The organism is Agromyces sp. NPDC055658, from assembly GCF_053618155.1.
This window is the reverse complement of record NZ_JBSHHD010000007.1, coordinates 46,042-61,691: the sequence shown is the minus strand read 5'-3', so window position 1 is coordinate 61,691 and position 15,650 is coordinate 46,042. Positions and strand designations below refer to the sequence as shown.

The following is a 15,650-nucleotide window of genomic DNA, read 5'->3' as shown; positions in this document are numbered from 1 at the left end:
CCCCGTCGCCCTCAGGGGCGAGAACGATCAGAATGGAAAGCAGATGACCACGAACAACATGGACCTGGGCGGCGTCGTCGTCGCCACCACGCTCGCCTTCAAGGAGGACGCGCAGGCGCCCGCCGGGCTGGCCGTCGACTACGACAGGTTCGCCGAGCACGTCGACTTCCTCATGGCGAACGGCTGCCGCGGCGTCGGGCCCAACGGCTCGCTCGGCGAGTACTCGTCGCTCACCGACGAGGAGCGCCGCAAGGTCATCCAGGTCGCCGTCGAGGCGGTCGACGGGCGCGGCATCGTGATCGCCGGCGTGCACGGCGTCGGCAGCCACCAGGCGCGCCTCTGGGCCGAGTACGCGAAGGAGGACGGCGCCGACGGCGTGCTGCTGCTGCCGCCCACGATCTACCGGGCCAACGAGGGCGAGGTCATCGCGCACTACCAGGAGGTCGCGAAGGTCGGCCTGCCGATCATGGCCTACAACAACCCCTTCGACACCAAGGTCGACCTCGTGCCGTCGCTCGTCGCGAAGCTCGCCGAGATCCCCGAGGTCGTCGCCATCAAGGAGTTCTCGGGCGACGTGCGCCGCGTCTACGAGATCAAGGAGCAGTGCGACATCGACGTCATCGCCGGTGCCGACGACGTGCTCTTCGAACTCATGGTGAACGGTGCCGTCGGCTGGTTCGCCGGCTACCCGAACGCCTTCCCGCGCGAGGCCGTCGAGCTCTACAACCTCTGCGCCGAGGGCAAGTGGCACGAGGCGAAGGCGCTCTACGAGCAGCTCGTCGCCGTGTTCCGCTGGGACTCGCGCACCGAGTTCGTGCAGGCCATCAAGCTGTCGATGGACATCTGCGGCAACTCGTACGGCGGCCCGACCCGCCCGCCGCGCGGCCCGCTGTCGGCCGAGCAGCGCGCCCAGGTCACCGCCGACACCGAGCGGGCGCTCGCGGCGCTCGCGGCGCGGCGGGCGGCGGTCGCCTGATGCGTGCGCGCCGGGTCCTCTCCGCCGTCGACTCCCACACCGAGGGCATGCCGACCCGTGTCGTCACGGGCGGCGTCGGCCGGATCCCCGGCGCGACCATGAACGATCGCCGGCTCTACGCGATGGAGCACCTCGACGGGCTGCGGGGCCTGCTCATGAACGAGCCCCGCGGCCACGCGTCGATGTCGGGCGCGCTGCTGCAGCCGCCTGCGCGCGACGACGCCGACTGGGGGGTCGTCTTCATCGAGGCGAGCGGGTTCCTGCCCATGTGCGGGCACGGCACGATCGGCGTCGCGACCGTGCTCGTCGAGACCGGCATGGTCGAGGTGACGGAGCCGGTCACCGAGGTCCGTCTCGACGTGCCCGCGGGACTCGTGATCGCGCGCGTCGCGGTCGAGGGCGGCCGCGCGAAGCACGTCACGATCGAGAACGTCCCGAGCTTCGTCGACCGGCTGGATGCCTCGATCGAGGTGCCCGGCTACGGCGAGGTGCCCTACTCGGTCGCCTTCGGCGGCAACTTCTACGCCCTCGTCGATCTCGACGCGGTCGGGCTGCCGTTCGATCGCGCCAGGCAGGGCGACATCCTGCGCGCCGGCCTCGCGATCATGGATGCGATCAACACGCAGGCGCCGCCGCAGCATCCCGTGATCGCTGGGGCGAACCACGTGCACCACGTCGAGTTCATCGCGCCCGGCTCAGACGCCGTGCGCTCGCGACACGCGATGGCGATCCACCCGGGGTGGTTCGACCGGTCGCCGTGCGGCACCGGCACGAGCGCGCGCATGGCCGAGCTCTTCGCCCGCGGCGAGCTCGCGCTCGACACCGATTTCGTCAACGAGTCGTTCATCGGCACCGAGTTCACGGGGCGCCTGATCCGCGAGACCGAGGTGGGCGGCGTCCCGGCCGTGGTGCCGACGATCACGGGCCGGGCGTGGGTCACCGGCCTCGGACAGTACTTCCTCGACGACGACGACCCCTTCCCCGAGGGCTTCGTCTTCTGACGAACCCGACCACCTGGAGGACCTCCTGATGACCACCGCTTCCGACGTCGACACCGACGCCGTCGCCGCCCGCGCGGCCCGCGCCGCCCGCCCCTTCGCCGAGACCGACCCGCGCGCCAGGGCCGCGGCGCTCGTCGCGGTCGCCGACGCGCTCGATGCGGCCGGCCCCGAGCTCATCGCCATCGCGATGCGCGAGACCGGCCTGACCGAGGCCCGGCTCACCGGCGAGGTGCGTCGCACCACGAACCAGCTGCGACTCTTCGCCGAGGTGATCGTCGACGGCGGCTACCTCGACGCCCGCATCGACGACGCCGATCCCGCCTACGTCATCGGCCCGCGCCCCGACGTGCGGCGCGTGCTCGAGCCGGTCGGCCCCGTGCTGAACTTCGCCGCATCGAACTTCCCGTTCGCCTTCTCGGTGGCCGGCGGCGACTCGGCCGCAGCCCTCGCGGCCGGCTGCCCGCTCATCGTGAAGGCGCACTCGGGTCACCCCGAGCTCTCCCGCCGCACGGGCGAGATCGTCGCCGAGGCACTCGCGACCGCCGGCATGCCCGACGGCGTCTTCCAGGTCGTGGCGGGGCAGCAGGCCGGCGTCGAGCTCCTGAAGGACGACCGCATCCGCGCCGGTGCCTTCACCGGGTCCACGCACGTCGGGCGCCTCCTCGCCGACATCGCGGCGTCGCGCCCGCGTCCGATCCCGTTCTACGGCGAGCTCGGCAGCGTGAACCCGGTCTATGCGACGGCGGGCGCCGTCGCGGGCGACCCCGAGTTGCTGCAGGGCTTCCTCACGTCGGTCTCGGGCTCGGCGGGCCAGCTCTGCACGAAGCCCGGATTCCTCTTCGTGCCGCGCGAGGCCGAGCTCGGTGCGGTCGGCGACACCGCCGCCTCGGTGTCCGAGCATCGGCTGCTGAACCCCGGCATCGGCCGGGCGTTCGAGGAGCGCCGGAGTGCCGTCCTCGGCGCGCCCGGTGTCGCCGTGCTCGCCGAGGGCGCCGTCCGCGTCGACGACGCCGAGCAGCGCTTCGCGACGCCGACGGTGGTCGAGGTCGACCTCGACACCCTGCGCGCGCACCGCGACGAGCTGCTCGAGGAGTCGTTCGGCCCGCTCTCGATCATCGTGCGCTACGACGACGCCGGCGAGCTGCCCGACGTGCAGCGCGAGCTGTTCCCGGGCAACCTCACCTCGACGCTGCACGCGAGCGACGCCGAGCTCTCCGGCGGCGGGCTCGCCGACCTCGTCGACGCCCTCGCCGAGACGAGCGGCCGGGTGCTCTTCGGCGGATGGCCGACGGGGGTGTCGGTGACGAGCGCGATGCAGCACGGCGGCCCGTACCCGGCGACGACGAGCGACGCGACGAGCGTCGGGACCGCGGCGATCACGCGGTTCCTCCGCGGCGTCGCCTACCAGAACGCGCCGCAGGCGCTGCTGCCGGCACCGCTCCGCGACGAAAACCCGTGGGGCGTGCCGCAGCGCCGCAGCGCGGCGGGCCGGTCCGCCGAGTGGGGAAGCCTCACGGGCTCGCACTGACCGGGCCTGCACGTCGACCGCCGCTGGAGCCCGTGCAGTCGCTGGAAACGGTCCTTCGACGCGTGAGGAAGGGCTGTTTCCAACGACTCGCGCCGCCTGATGGGTGCGGGAAGGCGTCAGCGCAGGCTGAAGCCGTCGGCGAGCGGGTCGGCGGGGTCGAGCTCGAACTCGCAGCGGCCGACCCGGTACGCCTGCCCGGTGACCTCGGGGACGACCCCGCCCTCGGTGCGAGCGGCCACCCGCGCGAGGAACCGCGTGCCGATGATCGAGTCGTGCGTGAGCGTCTCGCCGTCGGCGAGCGCACCCGTCTCCGCGAGGAATGCGACCCGCGAGGCGGTGCCCGAACCGCACGGGCTGCGGTCGACCTCGCCGTCGGCGAAGACCGTGACGTTGCGCTGCCACGGGCCTTCGTCGGTGCGGCCCAGGTCGTCGACGAGGATCGTGCCGTAGACGCCCGAGAGCCGGTCGTCGTCGAGCTGCGCGGCCGGGTGGTCGTTCAGGGCCCACTTGATCTCGCGGCCGAGGCGGATGAGCTCGGTCGTGTGCGCGGGCGCGACCTCGAGGCCGAGCGATGCGGCCGGCAGCGTCGCGTAGACGGCGCCGCCGAAGACGAGGTCGACCTCGACGTCGCCGCGGCTCGTCGTGAGCGGGATGCCTCGTGCGAGCACGCGGGAGGCGACGTTGCGGAACACGACCCCGGTGGTGACGCCCGCGGAGCGCTGCACGCGCGCCTGCACCCGCCCGCTCGGCACGTCGATGGTGACGATCGCCTCGCCGTCGTCGGGCGCGGAGACCCGCCCCGTCGCGACGGCCCACGCGCCGAGCGCCATCGTGCCATGCCCGCATGCGGTCGAGAACCCGTCCTTGTGCCAGAACAGCACGCCGAAGTCGGCGCCGTCATCGTCGGGCGGGGTGACGAACCCGCCGTACATGTCGTCGTGGCCGCGCGGCTCGAGGCAGAGGAACCGGCGCACCCGGTCGGGTTCGCCGGCCATGGCGTGCACGCGTCGTTCGGCGACCGTCGCGCCCTCGGTCGCGACGCCCTCGACGATGCGGAACGGCTCGCCCGCCGTGTGCCAGTCCTCGGTGGTCCACCGCATCACGCGCCTCCGTCTCCGTCGAGCGCGGCCTGTGCGACCGCGAGGTCCTGCCATCCCATGCCGCACGTCTTGACGACGCGGGGCCGGTCGTGCGCGACCTCCACGACGCCGGTCGCGATGCGTGCCATCGGCACGATATCGGCGGGGGAGAGGTGCCCCTCGTCGAACGCCATGATGACGTCGCCCGCCTCGGTGCGGGCGACCCGGTCGGTCTCGACGATCACCTGCGCCCGACCGAGCAGCTCGCCGGGCAGCTCGCGCACGCCTCGCTCGTGCGAGCCGACGGCGACGAGTGCGGCGCGGTCGCGCACGAGGTCGGCGTCGAAGAGCGGCTCGCGTGCGGTCGTCGCGCAGACGACGAGGTCGGCCTCGGCCACGTCGCCGGCGTCGCCGACGGCGATGTCGAGCCCGGATGCCGCGCACTCGGCCACCGCGCGCAGCGCCTTCGCCCGATCGCGGCCGATGAAGCGCACGCGTTCGATCGGCCGGATCGCGCGCATCGCCTCGACGTGGCGGATGCCCTGCGGACCGGTGCCGAACACCACGAGGCTCGTCGCGTCGGGCTCGGCGACGAGGTCGAGCATCGCCGCCGACATCGCGGGCGTGCGCAGGCTCGTGAGCTCGGTGCCGTCGAGGAGCGCGACGGGGGTGAGGCTCTCGGCGTCGAGCACGACGTAGACCGCCTGGATGCGCTCGAGCCCTCGGGCGGGATTCGAGGGAGCGACGGTCGCGAGCTTCTGGCCCGCGTAGCGGCCGAGGTCGGCAGGCATGAGCAGGAGCTGCCCGTGCCGCACGTCGACGATCGATCGGGGCGGGTCGTCGTCGGGATCGAACCCGGCGCGAAGCGCGGCCTGCAGGGCTCGGACGGCGCGGGGCATGTCGATGCGCGCGCGGAGCGCGGCGGCATCGAGGATCCGCATGGCGGCGATGACATCGGACATGCACCAAGCCTACTATGTGATGCGTAATACATCACCTCGATGCGAGCGCGCGAAGCAGCGCAGAAGGAGCGGACATGCACGCCGACGAAGGCGCCGCCACGATCAACCCCGTCGATCGCACCGAGGCCGGCGCGGCGCCCGGGCCCGCGCGCTCGATGCCGCAGGCGCCCGAGCCCGATCCGCGGATGCCGCGCCTTGCCGGGTCGCCCGGATTCCGCGAGTTCATGCAGCGCGGCTGGGCCGACGCCGACCGCACGCCCGTCATCCCCTCCGGCGCGCCCGCCGCCGCAGCACGGCACCGCGAGCGGCTCTCGGCGGCCGCCGGGGGACGGGTGATCGCGATCGCGGCCGGCCGGGCGCCGATGCGCGTCAACGACAACGCGCACGAGTTCCGCGCCGACAGCGACTTCCTCTGGCTCGTCGGTGCGGGGGTGGAGGACGCCGTGCTCGTGCTCGAACCGGCGGGCGGCGGCCACGATGCGACGCTCTACCTGCCGTCGCCCTTCCGCCCGGGCGACGAGGGCTTCTTCGCCGACCCGCTGCGGGGTGAGCTGTGGGTCGGCCCGATGGCCGGCCTCGCCGAGTACGCCGACGTGCTCGGCGTGCGCACGCGGCGCATCGAGGAGCTCGACCTGCCGAGCGGCGCCCTCCTCGCCGGCACGCCTCCGACGACGGGTCCGGGTGCCGCGATCGCCGCTCACCCGCGGTCGGGCGAGCTCGCGCGCGTACTGGCCGAACTCCGCATGGTGAAGGACGACTGGGAGCTCGCCGAGCTGCGCGCCGCGGTCGACACCACGGTCGACGGCTTCGCGGCCACAGCGTTCGAGATCCCGGCCGCGGTGCGCCGCGGTGGCGAGCGATGGCTGCAGGGCACGTTCGACCGGTACGCGCGCACCTTCGGTGCGGGCACGGGGTACGCCTCGATCGTCGGATCCGGCGCCCACGCGCCCGTCCTGCACTGGGTGCGCGCTGAGGGCGACGTCGACCCCGAGGCGCTGCTGCTGCTCGACCTCGGCGTCGAGCGCCGGTCGGGCTACACGGCCGATGTCACCCGCACGCTGCCCGCGTCGGGCTCGTTCTCGACCGCCCAGCGCGAGGTGCACGACCTCGTCGAGGCCTCCCACCGCGCGGGGCTCGCAGCCGTCGGGCCGGGTCGTGACTGGGCCGACTTCCACACGGCGTGCATGGAGGTGCTCGCCCGGGGGCTCGCCGACTGGGGCCTCCTGCCGGTCTCGGTGGACGAGGCGCTCTCGCCAGAGGGGCAGCAGCATCGCCGATACATCGTGTGCGGCGTCGGCCACCACCTCGGCATCGACGTGCACGACTGCTCGGCCGCGAGCCACGCGGCGTACCAGGGCGCGAAGATGCGGCCGGGCATGGCGCTCACCGTCGAACCCGGGCTCTACTTCCACGCCTTCGACGAGACGGTCCCGCCCGAGCTCCGCGGGCTCGGCGTGCGGCTCGAGGACGACGTCGTCGTGACCGCCGACGGCGGCGAGGTGCTCTCGCGCGGGCTCCCGATCGACGCCGCGGGCATCGAGGCGTGGATGGCCGGGCTCCGCTGACACGTCGCGGGATCGGCTCCGCCGACCGTGCGGCGCCGGTTCGCGGCATCCGCCCCGATCTGGCAGAATAGGGGGTTGGATCGCCGCCCGACCCTCTATCAGGCCGCGGTCCGACCATTTCGAGCTTCCGCCGGGTGTGCACCCCACGCTCCAGGCGATCGGTTCAACCTTTCTACACATTCAGGAGAATCGTGGCTGTCAAGATCCGTCTCAAGCGTCTCGGCAAGATCCGTGCGCCGTACTACCGCATCGTCGTCGCCGACTCGCGCACCAAGCGCGACGGTCGTGTGATCGAGGAGATCGGCAAGTACCACCCCACCGAGCAGCCCTCGTTCATCGAGGTCGACTCCGACCGCGCGCAGTACTGGCTCGGCGTCGGCGCGCAGCCGACCGAGCAGGTGCTCGCCATCCTCAAGCTCACGGGCGACTGGGGCAAGTTCAAGGGCGACGAGAACGCCGTCTCGAAGGTGCAGACGAAGGACGCCAAGGCCGAGTTCGTCGCCGACGAGAAGAAGAAGCCGGTGCTGAAGCCCAAGGCCGAGAAGCCGGCCCCCAAGGCCGAGGAGCCCGCCGAGGCCGAGGCCGAGGCTGCGGAGACCGCGACGGACGAGGCGTAAGGCCTTGCTCCAGTCCGCGCTCGAACACCTCGTCAAGGGGATCGTCGATCACCCTGACGATGTGAAGGTCGTCTCCGCGTCGAGCGCACGCGGCGAGGTCCTCGAGGTTCACGTGAACCCCGAGGACCTCGGCCGTGTCATCGGCCGGGCCGGTCGCACCGCAAAGGCCCTCCGCACGCTCGTCACGGCGCTCGCCGACGGCCGCCGCGTGCGGGTCGACGTCGTCGACACCGACGACTGACGTGGCCGAAGCACCGAAGTCGCAGCTCCGGGTCGGTCGCCTCACGAAGGCGCACGGCCTGAAGGGCGCGATCAAGCTCGAGCTCTACACCGACGACCCCGAGCGACGTTTCACGCCCGGGGCCGAGTTCTCGCTGCAGGTGCCGAAGGAATCGCCCTGGCACGGCAAGCACCTCGTGCTGCGCGAGCTCCGCTGGTACAACGGGCACCCCGTCGGGTTCTTCGAGGGTGTCGACGACCGCACCGCGGCCGAGACCCTCATCAAGGCGATCCTCTGGGTCGAGCACGCCGACGACGAGGCGGCCGAGCCCGACGCGTGGTACGACCACCAGCTCGTCGGGCTCGCGGTCGTCCGCGACGGCGAGCGCATCGGCGAGGTCGTCCATGTCGACCACCTCCCCGCGCAGGACCTGCTCATCGTCAAGACCGCGGGCGGCGAGGTCATGGTGCCGTTCGTCTCCGCGATCGTGCCCGAGGTCGACCTCGAAGCCGGCACGCTCACGGTGACCCCGCCGGCCGGGCTCTTCGAGGAGATCCCCGAGACGGGGCAGCAGGATGCCTCGGCCGACGAGTCGGCCGACGCCGGCGCCGGGCTGCCCGGCGACGAGCCCGCCGCCGGCGACGAGCCCCGCGCGTAGGAGCGGGTCCGTGCGCGTCGACATCGTCACGATCTTCCCCGAGTTCTTCTCGGTGCTCGATCTCTCGCTGCTCGGTCGTGCGCGGGAGTCGGGCCTGCTCGAGATCACCGCGCACGACCTGCGAGACCACACGCACGACCGGCACCGCACCGTCGACGACACGCCGTACGGCGGCGGCGCGGGCATGGTCATGAAGCCCGAGCCGTGGGGCGAGGCACTCGACGCGATCGTCGGCGAGGGCGAGTCCGATGCGCTGCTCGTCGTGCCGTCGCCTGCGGGCGAGCCGTTCACGCAGCAGCTCGCTCGCGAGCTCGCGGCCGAGCCGCACGTCGTCTTCGCGTGCGGGCGGTACGAGGGCATCGACCAACGCGTCGTCGACCACTATTCGACGCGCATGCGGGTGCGGCTCATCTCGCTCGGCGACTACGTGCTCAACGGCGGCGAGGTCGCGGTGATGGCGATGATCGAGGCGGCGGGCCGTCTCGTGCCCGGCGTCGTCGGCAACCCCGAGTCGCTCGTCGAGGAGTCGCACGAGAACGGGCTCCTCGAGTACCCGAGCTACACCAAGCCCGCCGAGTGGCGAGGACTCGAGGTGCCGCCGGTGCTGCGATCGGGCAACCACGGCGCGGTCGCCGCCTGGCGTCACGAGCAGCAGCTCGAGCGCACCCGCCGGGTCCGACCCGAGCTGCTCGCCGGAGGCGATGGCGCCGACGGCGACGCGTGAGCCGTTCTTCACCCGTTCGAAACACCCGGAACGCGTCCGCGTAACACCGCCTTCCTACCGTCGAAGCCGCGGGTGCCCTGATCCCCGCGGGAGGCGGGGTTCGAACATGGCCGTCACGAGTGCGGGTTCGCCCGCGATGCGGGCATCGACCCGCAGCCTGCGACTGGTCGCGGTGACGCACGGCCGGCCGACGTCGGCGAACCGAGCGGCCATCATCCGGCTCGTCGACGCCGTGGCCTCGTCGCGCCCGGCACTCGACGTGTCGATCGCCTTCATCGACGCCCGCGCTCGAGAGCCGATCGAGCTCGTCGCCGACCGCGATGAGGGCGCGGTCATCGTGCCGCTCGTCCTCTCAGCCGGATTCCACGTGCGAACGGGGCTCGAGCTCGGCATCGCCCACTCGCGATCGCACGCCGGGCTGGCCGCCGGGCTCGGTCCCGACGATCGCATCGTCGACGTGCTCGCGAGGCGACTCGACCGGACCGGGCTCGACGACGACGACGTCGTCGTGCTCGCCGCCGCCGGCTCGAACGACCCGCGGGCGGTGCGCGAGTGCTTCGAGACCGCCCGCCGGCTCGGGCTGCGACTCGGTCGGCCCGTCACGGTCGGTTTCATCGCCGCGGGGCTGCCGCGGCTGCGCGACGCGATCGAGATGATCCGCGAGCTGCACCGCGGCCGGCGCGTGGTCGTCGGGCCCTACCTGCTCGCGCCCGGGCAGTTCTACGACGCGATCCTGACCTCCGGCGCGGACGTCGTCGCCGATGCGCTGCTCACACCCGACGCGTCGGCGCCGGCCGAGCTCGTCGACCTGGTGCTCGCCCGCTTCGACGAGACCCGGCCCGACACCCTACCCGGGGCCTGACTCGGGCAGCGCTCCGCCGCACCTGCTCGGGCCGACGGTGCGCGTGGGCCGGGCCGCTCGCACCGGTGACCGCACGGTCCGCCGTCAGCCGGCCCGGCTCGGTGCGTCGTCGGCCTCGAACGCGCGGGCGAGCAGCTCCGCGATCCGGCCGCGACAACCACCGCAGCCCGTGCCGGCACGGGTGTCGCGCCCGATCGCATCGACGGTGGCGTTGCCGCAGGCCGCCGACTCGGCGATGCGCCCGGCCGTGACCCCGTTGCACCAGCACACCGTCGCGGCGGGGGCGAGCCCAGCCGAACCGGTGCTCGGGTCGTCGTCGGGGCCGTCGAGGCGCAGCAGCAGCGAGCGGTCGGCGGGCAGCTCGGCCCGTCGTTCGAACAGCAGCGTGAGCTCGGCGGCGGTGCGCGGCATCCCGACGCTCGCGAAGGCCGTGAGCACGCCGTCCTCGGTGACCATTTTGACGTATCGGTCGTGCTCCGGGTCGGCCCACTGGGCCACCCGCCGACGCGGGCGTTCGCGGTCGTCGTCCCACGGGTCGGCCGACACGTCGCCCACGGCGACCACGTCGAGGTGCTCGGCCTTCAGCATGACGATGGGTTCGCGTTCCGGCGCGAGCGCCTCGTCGGCGGCGATGGGCGGCGACCCCGGCGCGGCCGGGACGGCCCCGAGCGGCGCCAGATCGGACGATCGGGCCGAGCGCGCCGCCGCGACGAAGCGACCGGCGAGCCAGGCCGCCTGGCGCCATCCCGGGCCGATGAGGCCGGCGGGGGCGCCCGGGACGATCCGGTCGGAGCCGTGCCCGGCCGAGTCGGCGATCTGCGCGCAGTCGCCGATCGCGTGGATCGCCGGGTCGGTCCACGTCTGCAGTGACGGGTGCACGACGATGCCGACCGCGGTGCGCAGGCCGGCGAGCGTCGCGAGCTCGTTGCGCGGGCTCACACCGCACGAGAGCACGAGGAGGTCGCCGCGGAGCTCCTTGCCGTCGGCGGTGATCAGCCGGTCGAATCGGCGCTCGTCGTCCGCTCCGCGGAATCCGATCGCCTCGGCGCGGGAGTTCGCGACGACCGCGATCCCGCTTCGGCGGAGAGCTGCCCGGAGCACGAGTCCGCCTCCGCGATCGAGGTTGCGCGGCATCGGGTGCTGACCGTGGTGCACGACGCAGACCTCGGCTCCGGCGTGCGCGGCCGCGAGCGCGAGCTCGAGTCCGAGCACGCCGGCGCCGAGCACGATGATCCGCTTGCGCTCACGTACCGTGGCGAGCACCCGTTCGGCGTCGTCGAGGTCGCGGAGCGTCGTGACGCCGGCCGGCAGGTCGCCGTCACGACCGACGAGCGCGGCGCCGTGCCGCTCGAGCGACGTGAGGTCGCGTCGCGGCCGGTCGACGCCGTCGAGCGTCGGCACGTTGGCCCGGGCGCCCGTCGCCAGCACGAGCCGGTCGTACGGCACGAACTCGCCCGTCGAGAGCTCGACCGTCCTCGCGTCGCGGTGGATCGCGCGTGCGGAGACCCCGAGCAGCACGCGGGCGCCGGCGGCTTCGGCGGCGTCGCGGTCGCCGATGGTCATCGCACCGAGCTCGGTGGCGCCGACGGCGTACTCGGCGACCAGCACCCGGTTGTACGCCTCGACGTCTTCGCCGCCGATGACCGTGAGCTCGAGCACGCCCTCGGCGACGGCGGGGAGCAGTTCGTCGACGAAGCGGGCGCCGACCGGGCCGTATCCGATGAGGACGATGCGGTGAGGTGGGCTCATGCGACGGCTCCGTGCTCTTCGAGGCGATCGTCCCGCGCGGTCGTCGCGCCGACGCGCGGTGCGACGCGGGTGACCCGCACGTGATTGGTCTTGAATTCCGGCATCGCGGAGATCGGGTCGACGGCGTCGGAGGTGAGCAGGTTCGCGGCCTGGTCGTCGCCGAAGTGGAACGGCAGGAACACGCACTCGACGCGGACGTCGGTGGTGATCGCGGCGCGGCATCGGACGCGGCCGCGGGAGTTCTCGATGGCGACGATCTCGCCGTCGGCGACGCCGAGCCGCAGGGCGGTGGCCGGGTGCAGCGACGCGACGAGGACGGGCTGCGCGGTGAGCAGCTCGGGAACCCGGCGCGTCTGCGCACCGCTCTGGTAGTGCTCGAGCAGCCGACCCGTGACGAGCGTGAGCTCGTCGGGTGCCGGCGCCGGCCGGGCGCCCGCGCGGGGGGCGACCGCGACGAGGCGGGCGAGGCCGTCGGGGTGCGCGAAGCGCTCGGTGAACAGGCGCGGTGTCGATGTGCCGCCGCGCGGGTAGGGCCAGTACGCCGGCTCGCCCCGGTCGAGGCTCGCGTAGTCGATGCCCGAGTAGTCGGCGATGCCGCCCTCGGATGCGCGCCGCAGTTCGTCGAAGACGGTCTCGGGCTCCGTGGCGAAGCCGGTGCGGCGGCCCAGCAGGCGGGCGAGCTCCGCAAGCACCCAGAGCTCGTCGCGCACGCCCTGGGGCGGGTCGAGGGCGCGCCTCCGGCGGAGCACCCTGCCCTCGAGCGAGGTCATCGTGCCCTCCTCCTCGGCCCACTGCAGCACGGGCAGTACGACGTCGGCGAGCGCGGCCGTCTCGGACGGGACGAAGTCGCACACGACGAGGAGGTCGAGCGCCGCGAGCCCGTCGCGCACGGCTGCGGCGTTCGGCGAAGAGACGACGGGGTTCGAGCCGTGCACGAGCAGGGCCCGGACGCCGCCGGCCCGCCCGAGCGACTGCAGCAGCTCGACCGCCGGCACGCCCGGGCCCGGGATCTCGTCGGGCTCGACGCCCCACACCCGGGCGACGTGCTCGCGCGCCGCAGGGTCGGTGATCTTGCGATAGCCGGGCAGCTGGTCGCACTTCTGGCCGTGCTCGCGGCCGCCCTGGCCGTTGCCCTGCCCGGTGAGCGTGCCGTAGCCGCTGCCCGGTCGTCCCGGCAGCCCGAGCAGCAGGGCGAGGTTGATCGCGGCGGTCGCGGTGTCGGTGCCGTCGACGTGCTGTTCGACGCCTCGCCCGGTGAGGATGAACGTGCGACCGCCCGCGGCGAGCCGGCGGGCGAGATCGCGCAGCATCGCGGTGGGAACCCCCGTGACCGATTGCACGCGCGCGGGCCACCAGCTCGCGACGCTGCGGCGCACGGCGTCGTACCCCGCGGTCCGGCGCTCGAGGTAGCGGGTGTCGGCGAGCCCCTCGGCGATCACGATGTGCGCGAGTCCGAGCAGCAGCACGAGGTCGGTGCCCGGAGCCGGCTGCAGGTGCGCCCCGCGGCCGTCATCGGTCAGCCGCGCGGTCGCGGTGCGCCGGGGATCGACCACGACGAGCCCGCCGGCGGCCTGCGCACCCGCCAGGTGTCCGATGAACGGCGGCATCGTCGCGGCGACGTTCGTGCCGAGCAGCAGCACGGTGTCGGCCGCGTCGAGGTCCTCGAGCGGGAACGGCAGGCCGCGGTCGACGCCGAATGCGCGGTTGCCCGCTGCGGCGGCCGACGACATGCAGTACCGGCCGTTGTAGTCGATGCGGCTCGTGCCGAGCGCGAGCCTCGCGAACTTGCCGAGCTGGTACGCCTTCTCGTTCGTCAGCCCGCCGCCGCCGAAGACGCCCACGGCGTCGGCCCCGTACCGATCGCGGATGCCTCGGAGCCGTGTCGCGACGAGATCGAGTGCCTCCTCCCAGCTCGCCTCGTGGAGCCCGCCGTCGGCGCCGCGCACGAGCGGGGCGAGCAGTCGCGAGGGCGAGCGGAGCAGCTCGGGCGAGGTCCAGCCCTTCTTGCACAGGCCACCGCGGTTCGTCGGGAATTCGCGGCCGGCGACGATGACCGGCGCGATCGGCTCGGTCGTCGGGGGCGCGGCCGACCGCGAGGCATCCGCCGCGGTGAGGGTCATGGCGCACTGCAGCGCGCAGTACGGGCAGTGGGTGTCGGCGGCGGCTGTCGGCATCGCGGGTTCCTCACACCCGGTGCGAACGAAGCGGACGCACGTAGACGAGGGCGGTCAGGAGGAGGAGCCCGGCGTAGGCGGCGACGAATCCGAGGAACGCCGCCGAGTAGCCGCCCGTCGTCTGGAACGAGAGGTTCAGGGCCTGCGGGATGAGGAAGCCGCCGTACGCGCCGATCGCCGAGATGAGGCCGAGCGCCGCCGCCGCCTTCCGGCGACGGGCGGCGTCGTCGCCGGAGGCGCGGAGCGCGAAGACGACCGGCACCATGCGATACGTCGAGCCGTTGCCGATGCCGGCCGCGGCGAACAGCAGGAGGAACAGCCCGAGGAACGACCAGAAGCCGGCCGCGGGCACGACCGCGACGACGACGAGGGTGATGGCACCCATGGCCGCGAAGGCGCACATCGTGATGCGGGCCCCGCCGAACCGGTCGGCGAGCCGGCCGCCGAAGGGACGGGCGAGCGACCCCACGAGCGCCCCGAGGAAGGCGAGGGAGACCGACGCGCCGCCGACCGCGAAGGTCGAGAACGCGGGGAACTGGTCCGCGATGAGCTTCGGGAACACGCTCGCGAAGCCGATGAACGAACCGAACGTGCCGATGTAGAGCGAAGAGAGCAACCAGAGGTGCGGCTCCTTGAGGGCGGCCGCCGAGCCGGCGAGGTCGGCCTTCGCGTTCGAGAGGTTGTCCATGCGGCGCCAGGCGCCGATCATCGCCACGACGATGAGCGGCACCCAGATCCAGCCGGCGAGCGGCAGTTGCAGGGTCGCGCCGGCGCCGATCGTGATGATGACGGGCACGGCGAACTGCGCGACCGCGGCGCCGAGGTTGCCGCCCGCGGCGTTGAGGCCGAGCGCCCAGCCCTTCTCGCGCTGCGGGTAGAAGTACGTGATGTTCGCCATGGAGCTCGCGAAGTTGCCGCCGCCGAACCCGGCGAGCGCCGCGGCGGCGAGGAGCACGGGGAACGGCGTCGCCGGGTTCACGACGCAGACGGCGAGCGCGATCGTCGGCACGAGGAGCAGCCCGGCCGAGACGATCGTCCAGTTGCGTCCGCCGAACCTCGGCACGAGGAACGAGTAGGGGATGCGCAGGGTCGCGCCGACGAGGCTCGGAATCGAGATGAGCCAGAACACCTCGCTCGTCGAGAGCACGAACCCCGCATCCGGCAGCGCGACCGCGACGATCGACCAGAGCTGCCACACCACGAAGCCGAGGAACTCGGCGAAGATCGACCAGCGCAGGTTGCGGCGGGCGATGCTGCGCCCCTGCGACGCCCACTGCACCGCATCCTCGGGGTCCCAGCCGTCGATCCACCGGCCGGGCCGGGTGACGAGGTCCGGTGCGGGCTGCGCAGCGGTCGGGCTCTGGGTCGAGTGCGGTTCGGTGCTCACGGTGTCGGTCATCGGGGCCTCCGTTGCGGTCGCGGTCGGGGTTCGTGACGTCGACGCTAGTGAGCGGGTGTTTCGACCGGTCGCTGCGGTCGTGAACGCTGCGTCTCCACCTGCTCACCCGCGCGGCGGCGACGTGTGAGGGCGGTCA

The 15,650-nt window shown here is 73.2% G+C and carries 14 protein-coding genes; 9 read left to right on the top strand and 5 right to left on the bottom strand.

Annotated elements, in window-relative coordinates:
• The first annotated feature begins 43 nt into the window (after positions 1-43).
• From ACWGPE_RS05205 to ACWGPE_RS05195, 3 genes are read left to right on the top strand one after another with little or no spacing between them, the layout of a single operon-like run.
• A complete protein-coding gene (locus ACWGPE_RS05205; protein WP_231430745.1) occupies positions 44-976 on the top strand; it encodes a dihydrodipicolinate synthase family protein in 933 nt (310 codons plus the stop codon).
• Positions 976-1,977 (top strand): proline racemase family protein, encoded by a 1,002-nt coding sequence (locus tag ACWGPE_RS05200; protein WP_231430746.1) that lies wholly within the window; start codon positions 976-978, stop codon positions 1,975-1,977. Before ACWGPE_RS05205 ends, ACWGPE_RS05200 begins: the two co-directional genes overlap by 1 nt.
• Before the next feature lie 28 nt (positions 1,978-2,005).
• Positions 2,006-3,505, top strand: coding sequence for an aldehyde dehydrogenase (NADP(+)) (locus tag ACWGPE_RS05195; protein ID WP_231430747.1), 1,500 nt, complete (start codon positions 2,006-2,008; stop codon positions 3,503-3,505).
• A 116-nt stretch (positions 3,506-3,621) separates the two neighbouring features.
• Here ACWGPE_RS05195 and ACWGPE_RS05190 read toward each other — a convergent pair whose 3' ends face one another.
• A complete protein-coding gene (locus ACWGPE_RS05190) occupies positions 3,622-4,605 on the bottom strand; it encodes a proline racemase family protein (protein WP_275506845.1) in 984 nt (327 codons plus the stop codon).
• Positions 4,605-5,546, bottom strand: a complete 942-nt coding sequence (locus ACWGPE_RS05185; RefSeq protein WP_231430749.1) for an ornithine cyclodeaminase family protein — start codon at positions 5,544-5,546, stop codon at positions 4,605-4,607. Before ACWGPE_RS05185 ends, ACWGPE_RS05190 begins: the two co-directional genes overlap by 1 nt.
• Positions 5,547-5,620: 74 nt before the next feature.
• Between ACWGPE_RS05185 and ACWGPE_RS05180 the strand changes: the two genes are divergently transcribed.
• The 6 genes from ACWGPE_RS05180 (at position 5,621) to ACWGPE_RS05155 (ending at position 10,192) form a co-directional block, all read left to right on the top strand.
• Positions 5,621-7,111 (top strand): aminopeptidase P family protein, encoded by a 1,491-nt coding sequence (locus ACWGPE_RS05180; protein WP_275506847.1) that lies wholly within the window; start codon positions 5,621-5,623, stop codon positions 7,109-7,111.
• Between the two features lie 191 nt (positions 7,112-7,302).
• Positions 7,303-7,728 (top strand): 30S ribosomal protein S16, encoded by a 426-nt coding sequence (gene rpsP / locus ACWGPE_RS05175; RefSeq protein WP_231430751.1) that lies wholly within the window; start codon positions 7,303-7,305, stop codon positions 7,726-7,728.
• 4 nt (positions 7,729-7,732) lie between these two features.
• Positions 7,733-7,969: an RNA-binding protein gene (locus ACWGPE_RS05170; RefSeq protein WP_056651189.1), complete on the top strand. Its 237-nt coding sequence runs from the start codon at positions 7,733-7,735 to the stop codon at positions 7,967-7,969.
• Position 7,970: 1 nt separating this feature from the next.
• On the top strand, positions 7,971-8,606 hold the full coding sequence (gene rimM, locus ACWGPE_RS05165) for a ribosome maturation factor RimM (RefSeq protein ID WP_452048284.1): 636 nt from the start codon (positions 7,971-7,973) through the stop codon (positions 8,604-8,606).
• A 10-nt stretch (positions 8,607-8,616) separates the two neighbouring features.
• Positions 8,617-9,330: a tRNA (guanosine(37)-N1)-methyltransferase TrmD gene (gene trmD / locus ACWGPE_RS05160; protein WP_452048283.1), complete on the top strand. Its 714-nt coding sequence runs from the start codon at positions 8,617-8,619 to the stop codon at positions 9,328-9,330.
• Between the two features lie 106 nt (positions 9,331-9,436).
• On the top strand, positions 9,437-10,192 hold the full coding sequence (locus ACWGPE_RS05155) for a sirohydrochlorin chelatase (RefSeq protein ID WP_231430754.1): 756 nt from the start codon (positions 9,437-9,439) through the stop codon (positions 10,190-10,192).
• Positions 10,193-10,276: 84 nt separating this feature from the next.
• Here the strand turns inward: ACWGPE_RS05155 and ACWGPE_RS05150 are convergent, their stop codons facing one another.
• The 3 genes from ACWGPE_RS05150 to ACWGPE_RS05140 are packed head-to-tail and all read right to left on the bottom strand — an operon-like array spanning position 10,277 to position 15,514.
• The gene (locus ACWGPE_RS05150; protein WP_275506849.1) at positions 10,277-11,941 is read right to left on the bottom strand and encodes an FAD-dependent oxidoreductase; all 1,665 of its coding nucleotides are present in this window, start codon (positions 11,939-11,941) and stop codon (positions 10,277-10,279) included.
• Positions 11,938-14,115 carry a molybdopterin oxidoreductase family protein gene (locus tag ACWGPE_RS05145; RefSeq protein ID WP_452048282.1) on the bottom strand — a complete coding sequence of 726 codons (2,178 nt, stop codon included), beginning with the start codon at positions 14,113-14,115 and terminating at the stop codon, positions 11,938-11,940. Before ACWGPE_RS05145 ends, ACWGPE_RS05150 begins: the two co-directional genes overlap by 4 nt.
• Before the next feature lie 10 nt (positions 14,116-14,125).
• Entirely contained in the window at positions 14,126-15,514 is a 1,389-nt protein-coding gene (locus ACWGPE_RS05140; RefSeq protein WP_452048281.1) for an MFS transporter, read from the bottom strand.
• Between the last annotated feature and the right edge of the window lie 136 nt (positions 15,515-15,650).

Coding starts and splice junctions, on each gene's coding strand:
- ACWGPE_RS05150 (WP_275506849.1), bottom strand. CDS start 11,941: ATGAGCCCACCTCACCGCATCGTCCTCATCGGATACGGCCCGGTCGGC.
- ACWGPE_RS05180 (WP_275506847.1), top strand. CDS start 5,621: ATGCACGCCGACGAAGGCGCCGCCACGATCAACCCCGTCGATCGCACC.
- ACWGPE_RS05155 (WP_231430754.1), top strand. CDS start 9,437: ATGGCCGTCACGAGTGCGGGTTCGCCCGCGATGCGGGCATCGACCCGC.
- ACWGPE_RS05145 (WP_452048282.1), bottom strand. CDS start 14,115: ATGCCGACAGCCGCCGCCGACACCCACTGCCCGTACTGCGCGCTGCAG.
- ACWGPE_RS05195 (WP_231430747.1), top strand. CDS start 2,006: ATGACCACCGCTTCCGACGTCGACACCGACGCCGTCGCCGCCCGCGCG.
- ACWGPE_RS05140 (WP_452048281.1), bottom strand. CDS start 15,514: ATGACCGACACCGTGAGCACCGAACCGCACTCGACCCAGAGCCCGACC.
- ACWGPE_RS05185 (WP_231430749.1), bottom strand. CDS start 5,546: ATGTCCGATGTCATCGCCGCCATGCGGATCCTCGATGCCGCCGCGCTC.
- ACWGPE_RS05190 (WP_275506845.1), bottom strand. CDS start 4,605: ATGCGGTGGACCACCGAGGACTGGCACACGGCGGGCGAGCCGTTCCGC.
- ACWGPE_RS05205 (WP_231430745.1), top strand. CDS start 44: ATGACCACGAACAACATGGACCTGGGCGGCGTCGTCGTCGCCACCACG.
- ACWGPE_RS05200 (WP_231430746.1), top strand. CDS start 976: ATGCGTGCGCGCCGGGTCCTCTCCGCCGTCGACTCCCACACCGAGGGC.